Origin of the sequence: Flavobacterium sp. TMP13 (genome assembly GCF_050847115.1) — a bacterium.
Taxonomy (GTDB): domain Bacteria; phylum Bacteroidota; class Bacteroidia; order Flavobacteriales; family Flavobacteriaceae; genus Flavobacterium.
In genome coordinates this window covers 2961418-2980853 of sequence record NZ_CP193656.1, presented here as the reverse complement: position 1 = coordinate 2980853, position 19436 = coordinate 2961418, and the positions used below count along the sequence as shown (strand labels likewise).

The window sequence follows — 19436 nt, the reverse complement described above, 5'->3', positions numbered from 1 at the left end:
TTATCTTAATCTGATGTCAGAAACTGAGGCTCCTGTTGGAATCATTGGAAATACATTATTTTCTTTTTCTACCATTACTTCTAAAAAGTACGAATCTTTGGAAGCGAGCATTTCGGCAACTGCAGCATCTAGTTCTTCTCGTTTTGTAACTTTCTTTGCTTTAATGTAATATCCTTCGGCTATAGCCACAAAATTTGGATTTACCATTTCAGTTGAAGCATAACGGTAATCGAAGAATAATTCTTGCCATTGACGCACCATTCCTAAAAACTCATTGTTTAAAACAACTATTTTAACAGGTACTTTAGATTGAAAAATAGTTCCTAATTCTTGAATATTCATTTGAAATCCACCATCGCCAATAATAGCAACAACTTCTCTCTCTGGCATTCCCATCTTCGCTCCAATTGCAGCTGGAAGTGCAAATCCCATTGTTCCTAAACCTCCCGAAGTAATGTTACTTTTAGTTGAATTAAATTTTGCATAACGACAAGCAAACATTTGATGTTGACCTACATCGGAAACGATAATGGCATCACCTTTTGAATGTTTGTTAATCATTTCAACAGCTTCACCCATTGAAATTCCTTTTCCATTAGTTGGCTTTAATTCTTCATCGATGACAGCCTCAAATTCAATTTTAGCTTTCTCTTTAAATTCATTGTGCCAATCTTCGTGTTTATTATCATTCAATAAAGGAAGCAAAGCAGTCAATGCCTCTTTTAAATCAGCTAAAACAGCTACTTCTGTTTTTACGTTTTTATCAACTTCTGCAGGATCAATTTCAAAATGAATTACTTTTGCTTGTTTAGCATAAGTTTTCAAATCTCCTGTCACACGATCATCAAAACGCATTCCTAAAGCAATAAGAACATCGCATTCATTAGTCAATACATTTGGTCCATAATTACCATGCATTCCTAACATTCCAACATTCAAAGGATGTTCGGTTGGTAAGGCAGATAATCCTAAAATAGTCCATCCTGCTGGAATTCCTGTTTTTTCAATTAACGTTTTCAACTCTTCTTCTGCTCTGCTCAATATAACACCTTGTCCGAAAACAATAAAAGGTTTTTTTGCCGAATTGATTATATCTGCTGCTTTCTGTACTGATTCAATTTTAAGTTTAGGTACAGGATTGTAACTTCTTATACTAGTGCATTTTTCATACTTAAAGTCAAGTAAATCGAACTGCGCATTTTTTGTAATATCAATCAAGACTGGACCTGGTCTACCCGAACGTGCAATGTAAAAAGCTTTTGCAATAATTTCTGGTATTTCACTAGCTTCTGTAACTTGGTAATTCCATTTCGTAACTGGAGTAGAAATTCCAATAATATCGGTTTCTTGAAATGCATCTGATCCTAGTAAGTGTTTACCCACTTGCCCTGTTATGCATACTAAAGGAGTCGAGTCAATTTGTGCATCTGCAATTCCCGTCACTAAATTTGTAGCTCCAGGTCCCGACGTTGCAATTGCTACACCCACTTTTCCTGTAGCTCTTGCATATCCTTGAGCGGCGTGCGTAGCGCCTTGTTCGTGACGCACTAAAACGTGATGCAGTTGATCTCTAAATTTATATAATTCATCGTAAACTGGCATAATAGCTCCACCTGGGTAGCCGTATATCAAATCTACACCTTCTGCTAATAAACATTTAATAACGGCTTCTGCGCCAGATATTCTTGTTGTTTCCATCCTTTTGAATATTATTAAAAAACTGAAAAAAAATATTTTAAAATTCTTTTACTTTTCAGTTATCTGTACATTATTTATCAGTTACACATCCCTCAGAAGCGCTAGAGACCGAACGCATGTACTTGAGTAAAACACCTTGTTTAATAGGTGATTCTGGTTGTTTCCAATTGGCTCTACGGTTCGCAAATTCTTCGTCAGAAATATTCATATTAATTGTGTTTTTGACAGCATCAATTGTGATCAAATCTCCACTCTCAATCAATGCAATTCCGCCACCTTCATACGCTTCTGGTGTAACATGCCCTACTACAAAACCATGAGAACCTCCAGAGAAACGCCCGTCTGTAATTAGTGCAACACTACTGCCTAAACCAGCACCCATAATCGCAGAGGTTGGCTTTAACATTTCAGACATTCCTGGACCACCTTTTGGACCACAATATCGAATAATGACGACATTTCCTGGTTTAACTTCACCAGCTTGTATTCCTCGAATTACATCTTTCTCATTTTCATAAACAACTGCTGTTCCTTCAAAAAACTCCCCTTCTTTACCGCTAATTTTAGCTACACAACCTTCTGAAGCTATATTACCGTATAAAATTTGAATATTCCCAGTAGCTTTTAATGCTTTCTGAATTTCAAAGATTACTTCTTGACCATCATGTAAAGCAGGAATTGACTCTAAATTCTCAGCGATAGTCTTACCTGTGACAGTCATACATTCCCCGTGCAAGAAACCTTCTTTCAATAAATATTTCATTACTGCAGGAACACCACCTACATTATGTAAATCTTCCATTAAATATTTACCACTAGGCTTTAAGTCTGCTAGTAATGGCGTTTTATCACTAATGTCCTGAAAATCTTTCAACGTCAATTCGATACCAACAGAATGGGCCATTGCAATCAAATGCATCACTGCATTAGTGGATCCTCCCAAAACAGCTACCATTGTAATTGCATTTTCAAATGCTTTACGAGTCATGATGTCTCTCGGTTTGATATCTTTTTCTAATAATATTTTAATTGCTTTACCGGCATCAATACATTCTTGTTTTTTTTCTGGACTTAAAGCTGGATTTGAAGAACTGTAAGGTAAACTCATTCCTAATGCTTCAATTGCTGAAGACATTGTATTTGCCGTATACATTCCGCCACATGCACCTGCACCCGGACAAGCATTTTGAATCACACCTTTAAAATCTTCTGGAGAAATAGAATTACTGAATTTTTTTCCTAAAGCTTCAAAAGCAGAAACAATATTTAAGTCCTCTCCTTTCCATTTTCCTGGATGGATCGATCCTCCATAAACCATGATAGAGGGACGATTTACTCTTCCCATAGCTATTAACGCCCCAGGCATGTTTTTATCACAACCAGGAACAGCAATTAAACCATCGTACCACTGTGCTCCCATTACCGTCTCAATTGAGTCTGCAATGACATCACGAGAAACCAAAGAAAAACGCATTCCATCATTTCCATTTGAAATACCGTCACTTACTCCGATCGTGTTAAAAATTAGTCCTACTAAATCTTCTTTCCAAACACCTGTCTTTATATCTTTTGCTAAATCGTTTAAGTGCATGTTACACGGATTTCCGTCGTAACCCATACTGACAATTCCTACCTGCGCTTTTTTAAGATCTTCCTCCGTTAATCCAATGCCATAGAACATGGCTTGAGAAGCGGGTTGCGTCTCGTCTTGCGTTATGGTTTTGCTGTACTTATTTAATTCCATTATAGTTTGTTTGTGTAATTTTAATTTTTTTATATAAAAAAAACCTTCCAATTTACTGGAAGGTTTATAATATTATTTTTCAATTATATTTATACGCTTCCCTAATCCGTTGTGATTATCACAATGACATTAATAATAGAAGAAATAATAATTGAATTTTTCATTTTTACTTTTGGATAGGACAAATGTATAAAAAGCATTAGACCTAAAAAAATAAAAAATCAACATTTCACATTCTTCTTGTTATTATTTTTAAATATTTAACATAATCAACTAGACTATTGTTGATTGACCGATATGAACGTTATCATTATTGAAATAAAGCAAATCATCTTTGCTTAAAATATAATTTGCTACAAAATCTCCTACATCATGTGTTCCAAAGTTAGAATCAGGCTTTAAATCTTTAGTAACTACCTGATATTCTATAGCTTTTTCAACTGCTTCATATACTTTGCCTGCTTCGTCTTGTAAACCAAAATGTTCTAAAAGCATCGCTGCAGATAAAATCGAGGCAATTGGATTCGCAATGTTTTTTCCTTTTCCTTTAGAATACGATCCGTGAACCGGTTCAAACAATGCATTTTTTTCGCCTAAAGATGCCGATGCTAGCAATCCAATTGAACCTGTAATTACACTTGCTTCATCCGACAAAATATCTCCAAACAAATTTTCTGTCAAAATAACATCGAACTGTTTTGGATTTACTATAATTTGCATTGCAGCATTATCGATAAAGAGAAAGTTTAAGTCTACAGAAGGATACTGTGCAGCAATCTCCTTTACTACTCTTCGCCAAAGTCTAGACGTTTCTAAAACATTTGCCTTATCAACCAATGTTACTTTATTGCGTCTTTTCTGAGCCGCCTGAAAGGCCAAATGTGTTATTCTCGTAATTTCTTCTTTTGAATATTCGCATAAATCAGACGCATAAGTTCCCGCCTCGTTTATTTTTTTTTCTCCAAAATAAGCACCACCCGTTAATTCTCTAAAAATTACAAAATCAACTCCTTCTATAATAACTCTTTTTAAAGGAGATGCATTTAGCAATGGTCGATAGGGTTTGATCGGACGAATATTTGTGAACAACCCTAGTGATTTCCGTAGTTTTAACAATCCTTGTTCTGGACGTACTTTTGCTAACGGATTGTTATCAAATTTAGGATCGCCAATTGCACCAAGCAAAACAGCATCGGTATTTAAACATAAATTTAGAGTCTGCTCTGGCAATGGGCTTCCTGTTCGCTCGATTGCGACAGCTCCCATGAGCGCATCTTCAAAAATAAAAGTATGCTCAAAAACGTCTGCAATTGCATGCAAAGCTTTTTTAGCCTGCAAAACAACTTCTGGTCCCACTCCATCTCCTGCTAAAACTGCAATTTTTAATTCCATTTTGTGCTACTTTTTTAGTTCTTTTACAAGCAAACTTCCAATCGACAAGCTTCAACGATTTGATGAATGTCTTCATCGATTACTTCTTTTTTAATATCTGCAAATTTTAAAAACTCAATATAAACTAAGTCCAATTGCACTTTTGTAAGTTCATAACCTACTTTCTTAGCACGATAAGCCAAAGCTGCTCTACCACTACGAGCGGTAAGAATTATGGACGATTCATTTACTCCAACATCTAATGGATCCATAATTTCGTAGGTCGCTCTGTTTTTAATAACACCGTCTTGGTGAATACCCGAACTGTGCGCAAAAGCATTCGCACCAACAATCGCTTTATTAGGCTGCACCATCATTCCCATACTTTCTGATACTAAACGACTCATTTCGTTCAATTGTCGAGTATTAATATTGGTATCTAAATTAAGATAGGGATGTTGTTTAAAAATCATCACCACTTCTTCCAAAGCCGTATTTCCTGCTCTTTCTCCAATACCATTAATAGTACATTCAATTTGTCTTGCACCATTAACCGCTCCTGCAATAGAATTAGCAGTTGCCATTCCTAAATCATTATGACAGTGACATGAAATAATTACATTTTCTATACCTTTTACGTTTTCTTTTAAGTATTTAATTTTTGCACCGTATTCTTCTGGTAAACAGTAGCCGGTAGTATCAGGAATATTAAGAACTGTCGCTCCAGCTTTAATAACTTCTTCGCAAACTTGCGCTAAGAAAGCATTATCTGTTCGTCCAGCATCTTCAGCATAAAACTCTACATCTTCCACATAAGTTTTCGCATGAGCAACAGCAAATTTTGCTCTTGCAATAATATCTTCTCTTGTCGTGTTTAACTTGTGAATGATGTGAGAATCTGAAGTCCCAATTCCGGTATGTATTCTCGGTCTCTTGGCATGTTTAAGAGCTGCTGCTGCAACATCAATATCATTTTTAACCGCTCGTGTTAGTCCGCAAACCGTAGCATTTTCTACAATTTTACAAATCTCAGAAACAGACAAAAAATCACCAGGACTAGAAACAGGAAAACCAGCTTCAATGACATCAACACCCATTTGGTCGAGGCGTTCTGCAATTACTAATTTTTGTTTTGTATCTAATTTACATCCAGGGACCTGTTCACCATCTCTCAAAGTGGTATCAAAAATTTGAACTTTCTCTCTATTCATTTTCATTTATTTAATGTAATTTCACATCTTGATAACAAACATATAATCTTATACTCAAGTAAGAAATTCATTTAATCCAAAATATACTGTTGATACGACTAGTTATAATCATATAACTAAATGAAAATCAGTTATTTACATTATTATATTTTACAATGGCTAACCATCAAAAAGATTTTTTATTTGTATTGATAAAATCCCTCTCGAAATCTGAAAAAAGACAATTCAAAATTTTTGCAAGCCGATTAGAAACAAGTTCGAATACAAAATTTATTGAATTGTTTAATATTTTAGACAAGTCAGAAAACTATGATGAAAAGTTGATTTTAAAAAGTGGAAGTATAAAAAAAGTACAGCTATCTAACTTAAAATCATACTTATACAAACAAGTTTTAGTAAGTATCCGATTGAATATACCAAGTCAAAATGTTCGATATCAATTGCGCGAGCAGATGGATTTTGCAGGAATCTTATACAATAAAGGACTTTACAAACAGAGTTTGAAAATTTTAGATAAGACTAAAATACAAGCTATGGAGCACGATGAGAAATACATGGCTTATGAAATTGTTGAATTTGAAAAGCTGATTGAATCACAATATATTACTCGAAGTATTCAAGGACGAGCTGATGAATTGGTAGTTCAAGCCAAAGAATTGAATTATCGCAATACCATTTCTAGTAAATTGTCGAATTTGTCTTTGCAATTGTACGGCATAATGCTGAAAACAGGTTACGTAAAAAATGACGAAGAATACCGTTATATAGATGATTATTTTCAAAAACACATTTCTAAATTTGACGAGAATAAATTCGGATTTAGAGAGAAATATTGGTTTTATAATGCCAATTTGTGGCGCAGCTTTTTAGTTCAAGATTTTTTGGCTAGTTATAAATATGCCTACAAATGGGTAAATTTATTTTATGACAATCCGAATATGATTTATCAAAACCCAGTGTTTTTCTTAAAGGGAAATCATTACTTTTTGGAATCATTATATATGTTAAAATACAAGTCGAACTTTAAAAAATACTTGAATTTACTGGAGGAAACCATTAACGATCCAAAATTTCCAGTCAATGATAATGTCGCTTCTTTGTCCTTTCTGTATTTATACAACAACAAATTGAATCTTCATATTTTAGAAGCATCTTTCGAAGAAAGTGAATATTTGATTCCTGAAATTTTAGAAAAAATTAAAATTCACAACGAGCACTTAGACGAGCATCACGAAATGATGTTCTACTATAAAATTGCTTGCATCTATTTTGGAAATGAAAAATACAATGAGTCTATTTTTTATTTGGAGAAAATCATAAACAACAAGAATCTTTCGATGAGAGAAGATTTAATGTGTTTCTCTCGAATATTGTGTCTAATTGTCCATTATGAGTTAGGAAAAGATTACTACTTAGAAAATCAGTTAAAAAATACGTATAAATTTCTACTAAAGATGAACGACTTACATGAAGTTCAAAAAGAAATTATAAAGTTTTTAAAGAACTTGAATAACTTTTATCCAAGTGATATTAAAAAAGAATTCATTAAAATGAGAGAGCGATTTATTGAACTCGAGAAAAACACTTACGAAAAGCGGGCGTTTTTATACTTAGATATTATTTCGTGGTTAGAAAGCAAAATAGATAATCGTAAAATTGCTGACATAATTAGAGAAAAAGGTAAATTAAATAGCCGCTAATTTTTCAGTCTAAAGGACTCAATTTTAAATAAATGATTGTCTATTAAATTTAGACAATCATTTTTTTTTGGATCAATTCACTATTTAAATTTAGCACCTTCAGTTTTACTAATCAGAACAACTAAAGCTGGCCACTGATTTTACGTTTCAGTTAATCTACGCCGTAAATTAGAGTACCACCTCTAGTACGGATAATTATTATGAATTTTCCGTTTATACTAAGAAAATTGCCAGTAATCAGTCTACTGATCATTTACTCAAAACAATTACTTAGACAGTAAAACGGATGTAACTTCAGCAAATAGAGCGACTTTTTATCTTTTTTTCCAAAATTTTGAAGAAAAAATCTAAAAAAGATCAAAATTATTTTTTAAACTTTCGTAAAAAGTCATAAAAAAAGCCCTTACATTTCTGTAAAGGCTTAATTATTATAGTGAACGCAGAAGGATTCGAACCTTCGACCGCCTGCTTAGAAGGCAGGTGCTCTATCCAACTGAGCTATGCGTCCAATATTTCAAATATTAATTAGTATCAACTAATTATTGTAGTCGGGGTGGCAGGATTCGAACCTGCGGCCTCCTGCTCCCAAAGCAGGCGCGATAACCGGGCTACGCTACACCCCGTAAGGCAAAAAACTTGAAGCGGAGAGTAAGGGATTCGAACCCTTGGTACAGTTTCCCATACGCTTGTTTAGCAAACAAGTCCTTTCGGCCACTCAGGCAACTCTCCAAGCTCAAGGAAACTTGTCCTGTTTTGCGGTGGCAAAGGTATGACATCATTAGAGAACTGACAAGTATTTTGATGCTTTTTTTTATATTATTTTGAGTTTAGATCTAAAAGACTTCACTATCAAATGAATAGAATTTATATTATTTTAAAATAAAATTTTAAAATCGAATAGAAACCTCCAAAATTTGAATATCTACAAATAAACAGTAAATTTGCTATACTAATCAAATACACAGAAAATGAACAAAAGAGTTGTTATCGTTTCTGCCGTTAGAACACCTATCGGAAGTTTCATGGGAAGTTTATCTACAGTTTCAGCACCAAAATTAGGAGCTGCTGCCATTAAAGGCGCATTAGACAAAATAAAATTAGATCCAAAATTAGTCGACGAAGTATACATGGGTAATGTGGTACAAGCTGGAGTTGGTCAAGCACCAGCGCGCCAAGCTGCCATTTACGCCGGTTTGCCTGAAAACGTTGCTTGTACTACTATTAATAAAGTTTGTGCCTCTGGAATGAAGTCAGTGATGTTAGGCGCTCAAGCGATTGCTTGCGGTGATGCCGAAATTGTGATTGCTGGGGGAATGGAGAACATGAGCCAAATTCCGCATTATCTACACCTTCGTCACGGAACAAAGTTTGGTCCTGCAACTATGGTTGACGGAATGCAAAAAGATGGCTTAACAGATGCTTACGACAACAACGCAATGGGAGTTTGCGCTGATATGTGTGCTAGCGAATATCAAATATCTAGAGAAGACCAAGATAATTACGCTATTCAGTCTTACGAGAGAAGTGCTAAAGCTTGGGAAGATGGTAAATTTGATAACGAAATTACACCTGTTGAAGTACCTCAAAGACGTGGAGAACCAATTATTATTTCAAAAGACGAAGAATATACCAATGTTAAATTAGACAAAATACCTTCATTAAATGCTGTATTCACTAAAGACGGAACAGTAACTGCTGCAAATGCGTCTACCATAAATGATGGTGCTGCTGCTTTGGTTTTAATGAGTGAAGAAAAAGCAAAATCTTTAGGCCTAAGACCACTAGCCTATATTAATGGCTATGCAGATGCTGCTCAAGAACCAAAATGGTTTACAACAAGTCCAGCAAAAGCGCTTCCAAAAGCATTGGATAAAGCAGGAATTTCAATTAGTGACGTAGATTATTTCGAATTTAACGAAGCTTTTGCAGTAGTTGGTTTAGCAAATTCAAAAATACTTGAATTAGAGAACAACAAAGTTAATGTTAACGGTGGAGCAGTTTCTTTAGGTCATCCACTTGGATGTTCAGGAGCGAGAATTATTGTTACCTTAATAAATGTTTTAGAACAAAATAACGCAAAAATTGGAGCAGCGGCCATTTGCAATGGTGGTGGTGGTGCTTCGGCAATTGTCATAGAAAGAGCTTAAATTACTTTTTAGCGTTATGTAGACAATGTACATAGCGCTAAATTTTTTAACTAATAAATTACATAAATGTTCGGAATTTGCAACCTTGCCATAGTGCCCGTACGATTTGAACCTAGTGATAGAAGCGAAATAATTACACAGCTTTTATTTGGTGAACATATAGAAATTTTAGAGCGAGACAAGCAATGGGCGCGAATAAAAATTCAGTTTGATGGTTACGAGGGTTGGGTAGATTCGAAGCAATTTCAAATTATTTCCGAAGAAAACTTTAAGCAATTAAGTGAAGAATCAATTATTTTAAATGCTGATTTAATTGACTATATTACTGCTCCAGATAATTTATTATTACCCATTCCGTTAGGAGCTTCTCTATCTTTTTTAAATAATAGTGAAATTAATACCGCTAATTTTGAATTTGAAGGAACACGAACAAGCGGAATAAAAGCAAAAAGCAACTTAATTAATACTGCGTTTATGTATTTAAACGCGCCTTATCTTTGGGGCGGAAAAACACCTTTTGGTATTGACTGTTCTGGTTTTACACAAATGGTTTACAAGCTAAATGGATACAAATTACAGCGCGATGCCTCGCAACAAGCACGTGAAGGAGAACCTTTGAGTTTTATTGAAGAAAGTGAAGCAGGTGATTTAGCTTTTTTTGATAATGATGAAGGAAATATTGTCCATGTGGGTATTATAATGGATAATAATTACATCATTCATGCCAGTGGTAAAGTTCGTATTGACCGCTTGGATCATTTAGGTATTTACAATCCGGAAATTAATAAGCACACGCACAAATTAAGAGTAATTAAAAAAATAATTTAATTCTGACTTAAAGTGAAATTCTAACAATTTATACTATCAGAATCTATTTTACTTTTTAACTACTTGATTATGTTGTTTTTTTATTCCTATCAATACGACCGTCGTCGAATAAAAAATAAGTAGTGCTAAAAGTAGTAATTTCTACTACTTCAAAACTTATCAATTTTAAAAATTTAGCAATTTTAAACTATCTTTTAAATACCTTAGCGCAAAAACCTTCTTTTACTAAATAATCTTTTTCAAAATGGCAGAGCAGTCTTCAATTCAATGTCCTAATTGCGGAACAACAATCGATGTTAATGATATTTTAAAGCACCAGCTTGAAGATAGTATCCGAAAAGAGTACCAGCAAAAAGCAACTATTCAAGCCAAAGAATTAGCACATAAAAACGAGCAATTTGAAAAAGCTAAATTGGAATTTGAAGCCAAAAAGAAGCACGAAAACGAACTTTTTGCAGAACGCTTAGAGCGTGAAAAAAAATTGGCAGAAAAAGAGATTACCGAAAAAATAAAAACAAAACTCAATGACGAAAATAAAGACCTTTTGTCATTGATGGAAAAAGAACTTTCGGAAAAATCAGCAAAAATCAGAGAGCTTAATAAAATGGAAGGCGAAATTGCTAAGCTGCAACGTGAAAAGTTGGAAATGAAAGATGCAATCCAGGCAGAAGCAGAAAAACAACTGAATTTGACTTTAGTTTTAGAACGCGAAAAAATTAGAAAACAAGAAGACGATAAAAACGAACTAAAATTTAAGGAACTACAAAAGCAGCTTGAAGAACAGAAAAAGTTAACCGAAGAAATGAAACGCAAGCAAGAGCAAGGTTCAATGCAACTGCAAGGCGAAATAATGGAGCTTGCAATTGAAGAATGGTTGGCGAATAACTTCCCTTTGGATAGTATTGACGAGATAAAAAAAGGAGCTAATGGCGCCGATTGCTTGCAGATTGTAAATACTCGTGAACTTCAAAATTGTGGTTCTATTTATTATGAGAGTAAACGAACCAAAGCCTTTCAACCAGCTTGGATTGAAAAATTCAAAAATGATATTCGCGATAAAAAAGCAAACATTGGCGTTTTAGTCACCGAAGTTATGCCAAGCGGAATGGATCGAATGGGAATGCGCGATGGTATTTGGATTTGTACTTACGACGAATTTAAAGGTTTGAGTAATGTCTTGCGACAATCATTAATTCAGGTCAGTCAAGCAGTGCAAGCGCAAGAAAATAAAGGAGATAAAATGGCAATGCTATATGACTTCTTAACCAGTAACGAATTTCGTTTGCAAATTGAAGGAATTGTCGAAGGATTTACTCAGATGCAATCGGATCTAGATTCTGAAAAAAGAGCAATGCAACGCATTTGGAAACAAAGAGAAAAACAAATTGAAAAAGTGGTGAGTAATACATTAGGAATGTACGGCTCTATTCGAGGTATTGCAGGAAATGCAGTGCAAACCGTTCGGGCATTAGAATTGGATTTTATTGAAGATGAACCGGTTCCCGAATTAGAGTAAGAGCTAAAAATTAAAACAAAAAAACTCTTACTTTTAAATAAGTAAGAGTTTTTTTTTATGAGTTTTCAAAAATTTTATTATTCTGGAATTTGCTGGCTCAAGCAATGTAAGGTACCAAATCCCCATATTAAATCTATTGCACTAATCCCGATTACTTCTCTATCTGGAAAACATTCTGCTAAAATATTTAGAGCCACTCTATCATTAGCATCATTGAAAGTGGGAACCAAAACGCATTTATTCAAAATTAAAAAGTTAGCATAACTCGCTGGTAATATTAATTCCTCAAATTCAATAGGTTTTGGCATTGGCAGCGCCACAATTACAGGTGATTTTCCGTTTTCTAACTTTGCATTTTGCAAACGCTTTAAATTATCTTGCAATGGTGCATAATTCGGATCATTTTTGTCGGTTTCTATAATGGTAACAATGGTATCTTCATTTATAAAACGGCATAAGTCGTCAATATGCCCGTGGGTGTCGTCGCCTTTTACTCCGTCTCCTAACCATATCACATTGGTTATACCTAAATATTCTTTAAAAACTGCTTCGTAGTCTTCTTTGGTAAAATTAGGATTACGAACCTGAATTGCTGGATCCATCAAACATTCTTCCGATGTTAATAATGTTCCTCTACCATTTACATCAATAGCTCCACCTTCTACAATAACTGGTTTTCCCTTATAAATAACTTGCGTTAATGGGATATCAAGATGTGTAGCAATTTTTAAAGGCACTCCCCTATCCAACTGATAATTTTTATATTTTGCCCAACCATTAAAATTAAAATTGAGTGCTTCTCTTTCTTTTCCGTTGTAAACCACAATTGGCCCCGAATCACGCATCCAACTTCTATTGGTTTTATGAATTACAAACTCAACATTTGATAAAGCTACATGTGCTCTTTCTAACATATCAGTTACTTTATCTTGTTGCTTTTGATCGACAACAACCAAAAATACCGTTTCATAACTCGCAACCTTTTTTATAAACTCTACAAAAGCCCACTGTACCGTCTCGTATTTTCCTGGCCAATCGGTACCATTATAAGGAAAACATAAAACGATTCCTTGTTGTTTTTCCCACTCTGCCGGAAACCTTCTTGTATTTGATGTCATATATAGGTGATAAAATTATAAAGTGTACAAAGATATGCATTCGTATGAGATTTAAAAGCGATAACGATAGGTCATCTTTGATACTTATGTTAAGTTAATAAAAGCAAAAGGAATAGCTGTAAAAAAAATCTAATTTAGAAAAATTACAATAAAATTGGAAAGGACTGTTGTAATTGCGTTTTATACTGTACTCTATGGTCGATTTCAAGACTACATTTGAAAAAAAGCAAAATCGCAACAATAAAATCTCTGATTTTGCGTTTAAAAACCTTTATTTTATAATAAGTTTAAACCTACAAATTCAAAAAAATTGTATTATTTTTTGTTAAAGTAAAAATCAGTTTTTAACAATTTCGATTAACAACAAATCTTGTTTATTATTAGTCTAATTAGCTCGTACCCTACTAATATAAAACCAATTACATAAATTAAAAGAGTAAAAAACAAAGTAAAATATTGTTAAAATTACGATAAGATTAACACTGAAGTCCCGTAAACATGGGAATTATGTAATCAGATATACAACTATCAATTGAACTCATTGCCTATATTTGTCAAACATTTTAAAAACAGAAACACTTACAAAAATCAAATTAAAATTAATATCATGAAAAAACAGTTAGCATCATTATCAATTATACTTATGTCTTTTGCGGCTAATGCGCAAGAAGCTACACCGGTTGCAATTAACATGGCTCCAGAAAAATCGTACGACAGATGGTCTATCGAACTTAATGGTGGTTTAAACAAACCAACTAGAGCAATGACTCCTGGTTACTCAACTTCAACACTTAGCCCTTTTCATGCAGATTTAGGTGTTAGATATATGTTTAATCCAAAAGTAGGTTTAAAATTAGACTTTGGATATGATGAATTTCAAGAAAGAGACAATACTGCTTCTTTCGACTCAAAATACATGAGAACAAGTTTACAAGGGGTTGTAAACTTAGGTAGAGTTTTAGATTTTGAAACATGGACTAATACATTAGGTTTATTAGCTCACGGTGGATTTGGAGTATCTCAATTACAATCAGAAAATGGTTTTAATGGAAAAGACTACATGAGCCATGGAATAATGGGAATGACAGGTCAAATCAAATTAAGCAACAGTGTTGTTTTAACAGGAGACATTACTGGAATCGTTCACGGTCAACAACAAAACAATTTTGACGGAATGGGCCAAACAACTTCTAGTTCTTTTGACGGAGTTTTATTGAACGGTTCTGTTGGTTTAACATTTTACTTAGGTAAAAACGAGAAACATGCAGATTGGTTCATAGAAGATAAAACTAGTGAATTAGAATATAGAGTAGGTTTGATCGAAACAGGTCTTGTTGATTCTGATAAAGATGGTGTTGCTGATCTATATGATTTAGAGCCAAACACTATTGCTGGAGTTGCTGTTAATACTAAAGGACAAGCTATTGATACTAATCAAAACGGTGTTCCAGACGAATTAGAAAGCTATTTAGAAGCAACTTACGGTCAAAAAGGTAGTGTTGCTACAAATGGAACTGTAGAGCAATTAATTAATGATGGTTATGTAAATGTATATTTTGACTTTAATTCGTCAAAACCAACAAATGCTTCATTATCAGGTGTTGATTTCTTAGTAAAATATATGAAAAACAATCCTTCTAAATCTGCAGACATCATTGGATACTCTGACGAAATTGGAAACTCTGATTATAACCAACAATTGTCTCTAAGAAGAGCAGAAGCGGTTAAAAATGTAGTTACAAGTGCAGGAATTGATGCTTCAAGATTAAACGTTATTGCTAACGGTGAAGATTCTTCAGTAAACAAAAACTCAGCAGAAGCTAGACAAATTGTAAGAAGAGTTACTTTTAAAGTAAAATAATACAATCGAAATACTGATACTGTCTTAAACATAGTGTCACTTTAAAAAATTTGGGTTTGACTTTTTAATTAAAGTCGAACCCATTTTTTTTGTACATAGTCAGGAATAAAAATAGTAGCATAGTTATTAAACTTTTATTACAATCTGCAAAGTAATGTAATTATTGCAGCAGTAAAATAAACAGCTTTCTATGGCGTTCTATTCTATGAAAAAATTGTAATTATTTTTTAATAAAAAAAAAACCAGTCTCTAGACTGGTTTTTAAATAGGTAGTCTTTATGTTATTTTGAAAGATCCATTGCAGCTACATAAAAATTCTCATCGATAACTAAATTATTTTGATAAGTTGTAGTTTTTAAATCTTGTATTTCTGTGGTCGGATGTAACAGCGCTTCTACTCCATTCAAGTTAATCTTTACAGACATATTAAAACCTGTAACACAATTAATCCAGCGGTAACTCAAGTGATTTTCGGTAAAATAATATTCTAAAGTTGGCACCATCGTAGTTCGCAAGTACTGATCGAAAAAATTTTGCAATTCTATACCGCTTTGAATACTAAGATATTTTTCAATTTGCTCAGTCGTAACCGTCTGATGATAAAAAGTATTGTTTAAACCCCGTAAAATAGAACGCCATTTTTCGTCGTCGTTAACCAACTGTCGCAAAGTGTGCAACATATTCGCTCCTTTATAATACATATCGCCTGAACCTTCACTGTTGACATTGTACTTTCCAATAATTGGAATGTCGTTGGCAATATTCTTTCTAACTCCACGTACATATTCATATCCTGCTTTTTTTCCATAAAAGTACTCTACAAAAAGACTCTCGCCATAATTGGTAAAGCTTTCATGAATCCACATGTCAGCGATATCTTTGTATGTAATATTATTAGCAAACCATTCGTGTCCTGATTCGTGAATTATAATAAAGTCAAACTTTAATCCCCAGCCAGAATGGCTTAAGTCACGACCTAAATAACCGTTTTTAAAACCATTACCATAAGTAACAGAGCTTTGGTGTTCCATGCCCAAGTAAGGAGCTTCAACCAATTTATAGCTGTCTTCATAAAATGGATAAGGACCAAACCAATGCTCAAAAGCTTCAATCATTCTCGGTACGTCCTTAAATTGCTCTTTCGCTTTTCCTAAATTATCTCTTAAAACATAGTAACTGCAGTCCAAATTGCCTTTTTCTCCTTTGTACTTTTCCGAAAAATTCACATAATCACCGACGTTTATATTTACACCGTAATTATTAATAGGATTAGAAACATACCAGTTGAAGGTTCTTGTACCATCTTTTTCTTTTTTTACACTTTGTAGTCGACCGTTTGAAACATTCGTTAAATTACCAGGTACGTTCACGCTAATCAACATCTTCTCTACTTCATCGTACATATGGTCTTTGTTGGGCCACCAAACGCTAGCCCCCAAACCTTGACAGGAGGATGCAATAAAATCAAGACCATTAGCATCTTTTCTCCATGTAATTCCACCATCCCAAGGCGGGCGAACGGCTACCTTCGGCTTTCCACCAAAAAACACAATAAGTTCTTTGGACTGTCCTATAATTTGACTTGCTTTTAAATCGATAAAAAAAGCATTTCCATCTCTTTTAAAAGTTAATTCTTTTCCATCCTGAACTACTTTATCAATATGCATTGGCTCCTGTAAATCGATTTGGATTGTTTTATATTCCTTCAAAACAGTATATCGTATCTTATTTGAACCTACAATTGTACTGTCTTTTGGATTTACTTTTACATTTAAATGATAGTATTTTAAATCCCACCAAACTCTTTCGGGTGTAATACTGCCACGTAAAGTATCTTGATGTGTAAATTGAGTTGGAGCTTTATCCAAAAGACCCTGCGCATTGGCAACGTCGACAGCGCAAAATGCGACAATTAAAGAAGCTATGTATTGTTTCATAAAATTTTATATTATTAAATGGCTAGCAGTGAATGCTGCTAAAATTTGAGACAAATGTAACCAATCAAAGTAAAAGATAAATCTATTTGAATTACCAACTGGTAATGTTTAACAGTTTAATCTTATATTTGAAATCCCAAAGTGACCAACCTATTATGAAACTAAAGTTATTTTATTACCTAGTTCTTATTTTTACTTCAATGGAAGCTTCTGCACAAAATGTCCTGGTGCCACAATTAAAAAAGAACATAAAGATTGATGGTGATTTGTCTGATTGGGAAACTCCTTTTTTAGGTCCGTTTGCCATTCATAACTCAGGGCAAAAATCAACGCAATTAACTTATGCTGCACTTTCGTGGAATAAAATCAGTTTATTTATTGCATTTAAATGCATGGACACAAAAATAATTGGAAAAGAGCGCACTAACGATGCCTACATTTTTAGTACTGATGATTTAGTTGAAGTTTTTATTGATCCAGATGGTGATGGAAGGCAGTACCTAGAATTAGGAGTTAATGCCTATTCTAGTCAATATGATTTGATAGTTCACTGTATTTCTAAAGATTGTGGCGGATGGAAAACTGATATATCGATGAACTTAAAAAATAGTAAAACTATTTCAAAAATTGTAAAAGATGATTATACCGTTGAAATTGAAATTCCGTTCGAAAGTTTAAAATCCATTGTCTCTACTAATTTTAGAACCCCTAAAATTGGAACGAAATGGAAAGCAAATTTGTTTAGAATTGACTTCGGGATGAAAACAGAATACCAATCGCTAAAAAGTTATGACAGTAAAACCTACGGTTTTCATCAACCAAAAGAATTTGCCACTTTAGAATTTGTTGAATAAATTTATAAATACAAAAAAAACCGTCTTTATAATGAAGACGGTTTGCATATAGGTGTTTATTAATCCTAAAAAAAGCGACTGTGCCAACTATCTTCGGCAAGAACTTCCCATGATTCATTAAATTCCTGTATAGAATTAACTAAATTGTTAAAGACAATTGTGTTTGCAGTAACCGACTTATCTTTGACCATTTTCTTGAAATCAATTAAAGGTTTGTGTGCGATGTGTTCGCCTTGTTTAAAAGTTACATTCATTTTATCCAACAAATCAACTTCATACTTTCGCTCTAAACTTTGTATAAATTCTACCGAACTGTCAATTGAACAACCTGTAGCAGCTTGAACCTCTTGATTTACAGCAATAATTATAAATCGATTGTACTTTAATAAATAGGACGATTCTAAACTTGTTCCGTGTGCGGCCCAGTCCTTCAAAAAATCTTGTAAATCTAGTTCAATAGCTGAAAATTCTTCATCAGAAAATTTTCTATTCGATTGGTAAATCCAAATTCTAGAATCCTCGGGTAAATCGTCAAAAGGTACGTACATAACTTATTGTTTTAAAATTGAAATTCCACGGTTTATAATACAATTACAAATCGTTTGCTGTAGCAATTAATTCAGCGATGTCCATCACTTTTACATCACTTTCTCTTTCTTTATTTTTTATACCATCGGTCAACATGGTGTTGCAAAACGGACAGCCAGCAGCAATAATATCTGGTTGAACTTCTAAAGCATCTTCAGTTCTTTCAATATTTATTTCTTTCGTACCAGGTTCTGCATCCTTAAACATTTGCGCTCCTCCTGCTCCACAACAAAGACCATTAGCTTTAGAACGTTTCATTTCTAATAACTCGGCGTCCAATTTCTGAATTAAATCTCTCGGTGCTTCATAAATATTATTTGCTCTACCCAAATAACAAGGATCATGAAAAGTTATCTTTTTACCTTTAAATTGTCCACCTTCGATTGTTAATTTTCCCTCATCTAAAAGCGATTTAAGAAACTCCGTATGGTGAACCACTTCGTAAGTTCCGCCTAATTCTGGATATTCATTTTTTATCGTATTAAAGCAATGCGGACAAGCAGTAACAATTTTCTTAGCTTCGTAGCCGTTCAGAACTTCAATGTTCATCATGGCTTGCATTTGAAACAAAAATTCATTACCGGCTCTTTTTGCAGGATCACCTGTACAGCTTTCCTCTGTTCCTAAAACGGCGAATGATACATTAGCATGATTTAAAATCTTTACAAATGCTTTCGTTATTTTTTTTGCTCTATCATCAAAACTTCCCGCACATCCTACCCAAAACAATACGTCTGGTTGTTTGCCTTGAGCCAGCATTTCTGCCATTGTGGGTACTACTAAATTTTCTGACATGGTGTGATATTTATAGGTTAGGGCTATTTGTTTAAAATAAAAAAATAATTCTCTTTTAGAAATTCATT

Annotated in this window: 14 protein-coding genes and 3 tRNA genes; 6 read left to right on the top strand and 11 right to left on the bottom strand. The window is 33.8% G+C overall.

Going from position 1 to position 19436, the window contains the following annotated elements:
• From ilvB to ACRASX_RS12875, 4 genes are all read right to left on the bottom strand, one after another.
• A complete protein-coding gene (ilvB, locus tag ACRASX_RS12890) occupies positions 1–1698 on the bottom strand; it encodes a biosynthetic-type acetolactate synthase large subunit (protein ID WP_432221520.1) in 1698 nt (565 codons plus the stop codon).
• A 70-nt stretch (positions 1699–1768) separates the two neighbouring features.
• Complete coding sequence (gene ilvD, locus ACRASX_RS12885; RefSeq protein WP_432221519.1) at positions 1769–3442, bottom strand: dihydroxy-acid dehydratase; 1674 nt, start codon at positions 3440–3442, stop codon at positions 1769–1771.
• Positions 3443–3715: 273 nt separating this feature from the next.
• Positions 3716–4834 (bottom strand): 3-isopropylmalate dehydrogenase, encoded by a 1119-nt coding sequence (leuB, locus tag ACRASX_RS12880; RefSeq protein WP_432221518.1) that lies wholly within the window; start codon positions 4832–4834, stop codon positions 3716–3718.
• A 23-nt stretch (positions 4835–4857) separates the two neighbouring features.
• On the bottom strand, positions 4858–6024 hold the full coding sequence (locus tag ACRASX_RS12875; RefSeq protein WP_082706621.1) for a 2-isopropylmalate synthase: 1167 nt from the start codon (positions 6022–6024) through the stop codon (positions 4858–4860).
• 155 nt (positions 6025–6179) lie between these two features.
• On the opposite strand from ACRASX_RS12875, the gene ACRASX_RS12870 reads away from it, so the two are divergent.
• Positions 6180–7724: a hypothetical protein gene (locus ACRASX_RS12870; protein WP_432221517.1), complete on the top strand. Its 1545-nt coding sequence runs from the start codon at positions 6180–6182 to the stop codon at positions 7722–7724.
• Between the two features lie 434 nt (positions 7725–8158).
• Here the strand turns inward: ACRASX_RS12870 and ACRASX_RS12865 are convergent.
• The 3 genes from ACRASX_RS12865 to ACRASX_RS12855 all read right to left on the bottom strand — a co-directional run bounded on the left by ACRASX_RS12865 (position 8159) and on the right by ACRASX_RS12855 (position 8453).
• A tRNA-Arg gene (locus ACRASX_RS12865) sits at positions 8159–8232 on the bottom strand.
• A gap of 40 nt (positions 8233–8272) precedes the next feature.
• A tRNA-Pro gene (locus ACRASX_RS12860) sits at positions 8273–8347 on the bottom strand.
• Between the two features lie 19 nt (positions 8348–8366).
• A tRNA-Ser gene (locus ACRASX_RS12855) sits at positions 8367–8453 on the bottom strand.
• 239 nt (positions 8454–8692) lie between these two features.
• Between ACRASX_RS12855 and ACRASX_RS12850 the strand changes: the two genes are divergently transcribed.
• The 3 genes from ACRASX_RS12850 to ACRASX_RS12840 all read left to right on the top strand — a co-directional run bounded on the left by ACRASX_RS12850 (position 8693) and on the right by ACRASX_RS12840 (position 12215).
• Positions 8693–9871, top strand: coding sequence for an acetyl-CoA C-acyltransferase (locus tag ACRASX_RS12850; RefSeq protein WP_432221516.1), 1179 nt, complete (start codon positions 8693–8695; stop codon positions 9869–9871).
• 66 nt (positions 9872–9937) lie between these two features.
• On the top strand, positions 9938–10699 hold the full coding sequence (locus tag ACRASX_RS12845; RefSeq protein WP_432221515.1) for an NlpC/P60 family protein: 762 nt from the start codon (positions 9938–9940) through the stop codon (positions 10697–10699).
• Between the two features lie 244 nt (positions 10700–10943).
• A complete protein-coding gene (locus ACRASX_RS12840; RefSeq protein ID WP_066309375.1) occupies positions 10944–12215 on the top strand; it encodes a DUF2130 domain-containing protein in 1272 nt (423 codons plus the stop codon).
• 77 nt (positions 12216–12292) lie between these two features.
• Here the strand turns inward: ACRASX_RS12840 and ACRASX_RS12835 are convergent, their stop codons facing one another.
• Positions 12293–13333, bottom strand: coding sequence for an agmatine deiminase family protein (locus tag ACRASX_RS12835; protein WP_432221513.1), 1041 nt, complete (start codon positions 13331–13333; stop codon positions 12293–12295).
• 607 nt (positions 13334–13940) lie between these two features.
• Between ACRASX_RS12835 and ACRASX_RS12830 the strand changes: the two genes are divergently transcribed.
• Positions 13941–15194, top strand: coding sequence for an OmpA family protein (locus ACRASX_RS12830; RefSeq protein WP_432221512.1), 1254 nt, complete (start codon positions 13941–13943; stop codon positions 15192–15194).
• A 281-nt stretch (positions 15195–15475) separates the two neighbouring features.
• Here ACRASX_RS12830 and ACRASX_RS12825 read toward each other — a convergent pair whose 3' ends face one another.
• Positions 15476–17131, bottom strand: coding sequence for a M1 family metallopeptidase (locus ACRASX_RS12825; RefSeq protein WP_432221511.1), 1656 nt, complete (start codon positions 17129–17131; stop codon positions 15476–15478).
• A 155-nt stretch (positions 17132–17286) separates the two neighbouring features.
• Between ACRASX_RS12825 and ACRASX_RS12820 the strand changes: the two genes are divergently transcribed.
• Entirely contained in the window at positions 17287–17985 is a 699-nt protein-coding gene (locus tag ACRASX_RS12820) for a carbohydrate-binding family 9-like protein (RefSeq protein ID WP_432221510.1), read from the top strand.
• A gap of 65 nt (positions 17986–18050) precedes the next feature.
• Here the strand turns inward: ACRASX_RS12820 and ACRASX_RS12815 are convergent, their stop codons facing one another.
• Positions 18051–18533: an ABC transporter ATPase gene (locus ACRASX_RS12815; RefSeq protein ID WP_066309392.1), complete on the bottom strand. Its 483-nt coding sequence runs from the start codon at positions 18531–18533 to the stop codon at positions 18051–18053.
• 43 nt (positions 18534–18576) lie between these two features.
• A complete protein-coding gene (locus ACRASX_RS12810; RefSeq protein WP_066309395.1) occupies positions 18577–19368 on the bottom strand; it encodes a (Fe-S)-binding protein in 792 nt (263 codons plus the stop codon).
• Positions 19369–19436 lie beyond the last annotated feature (68 nt).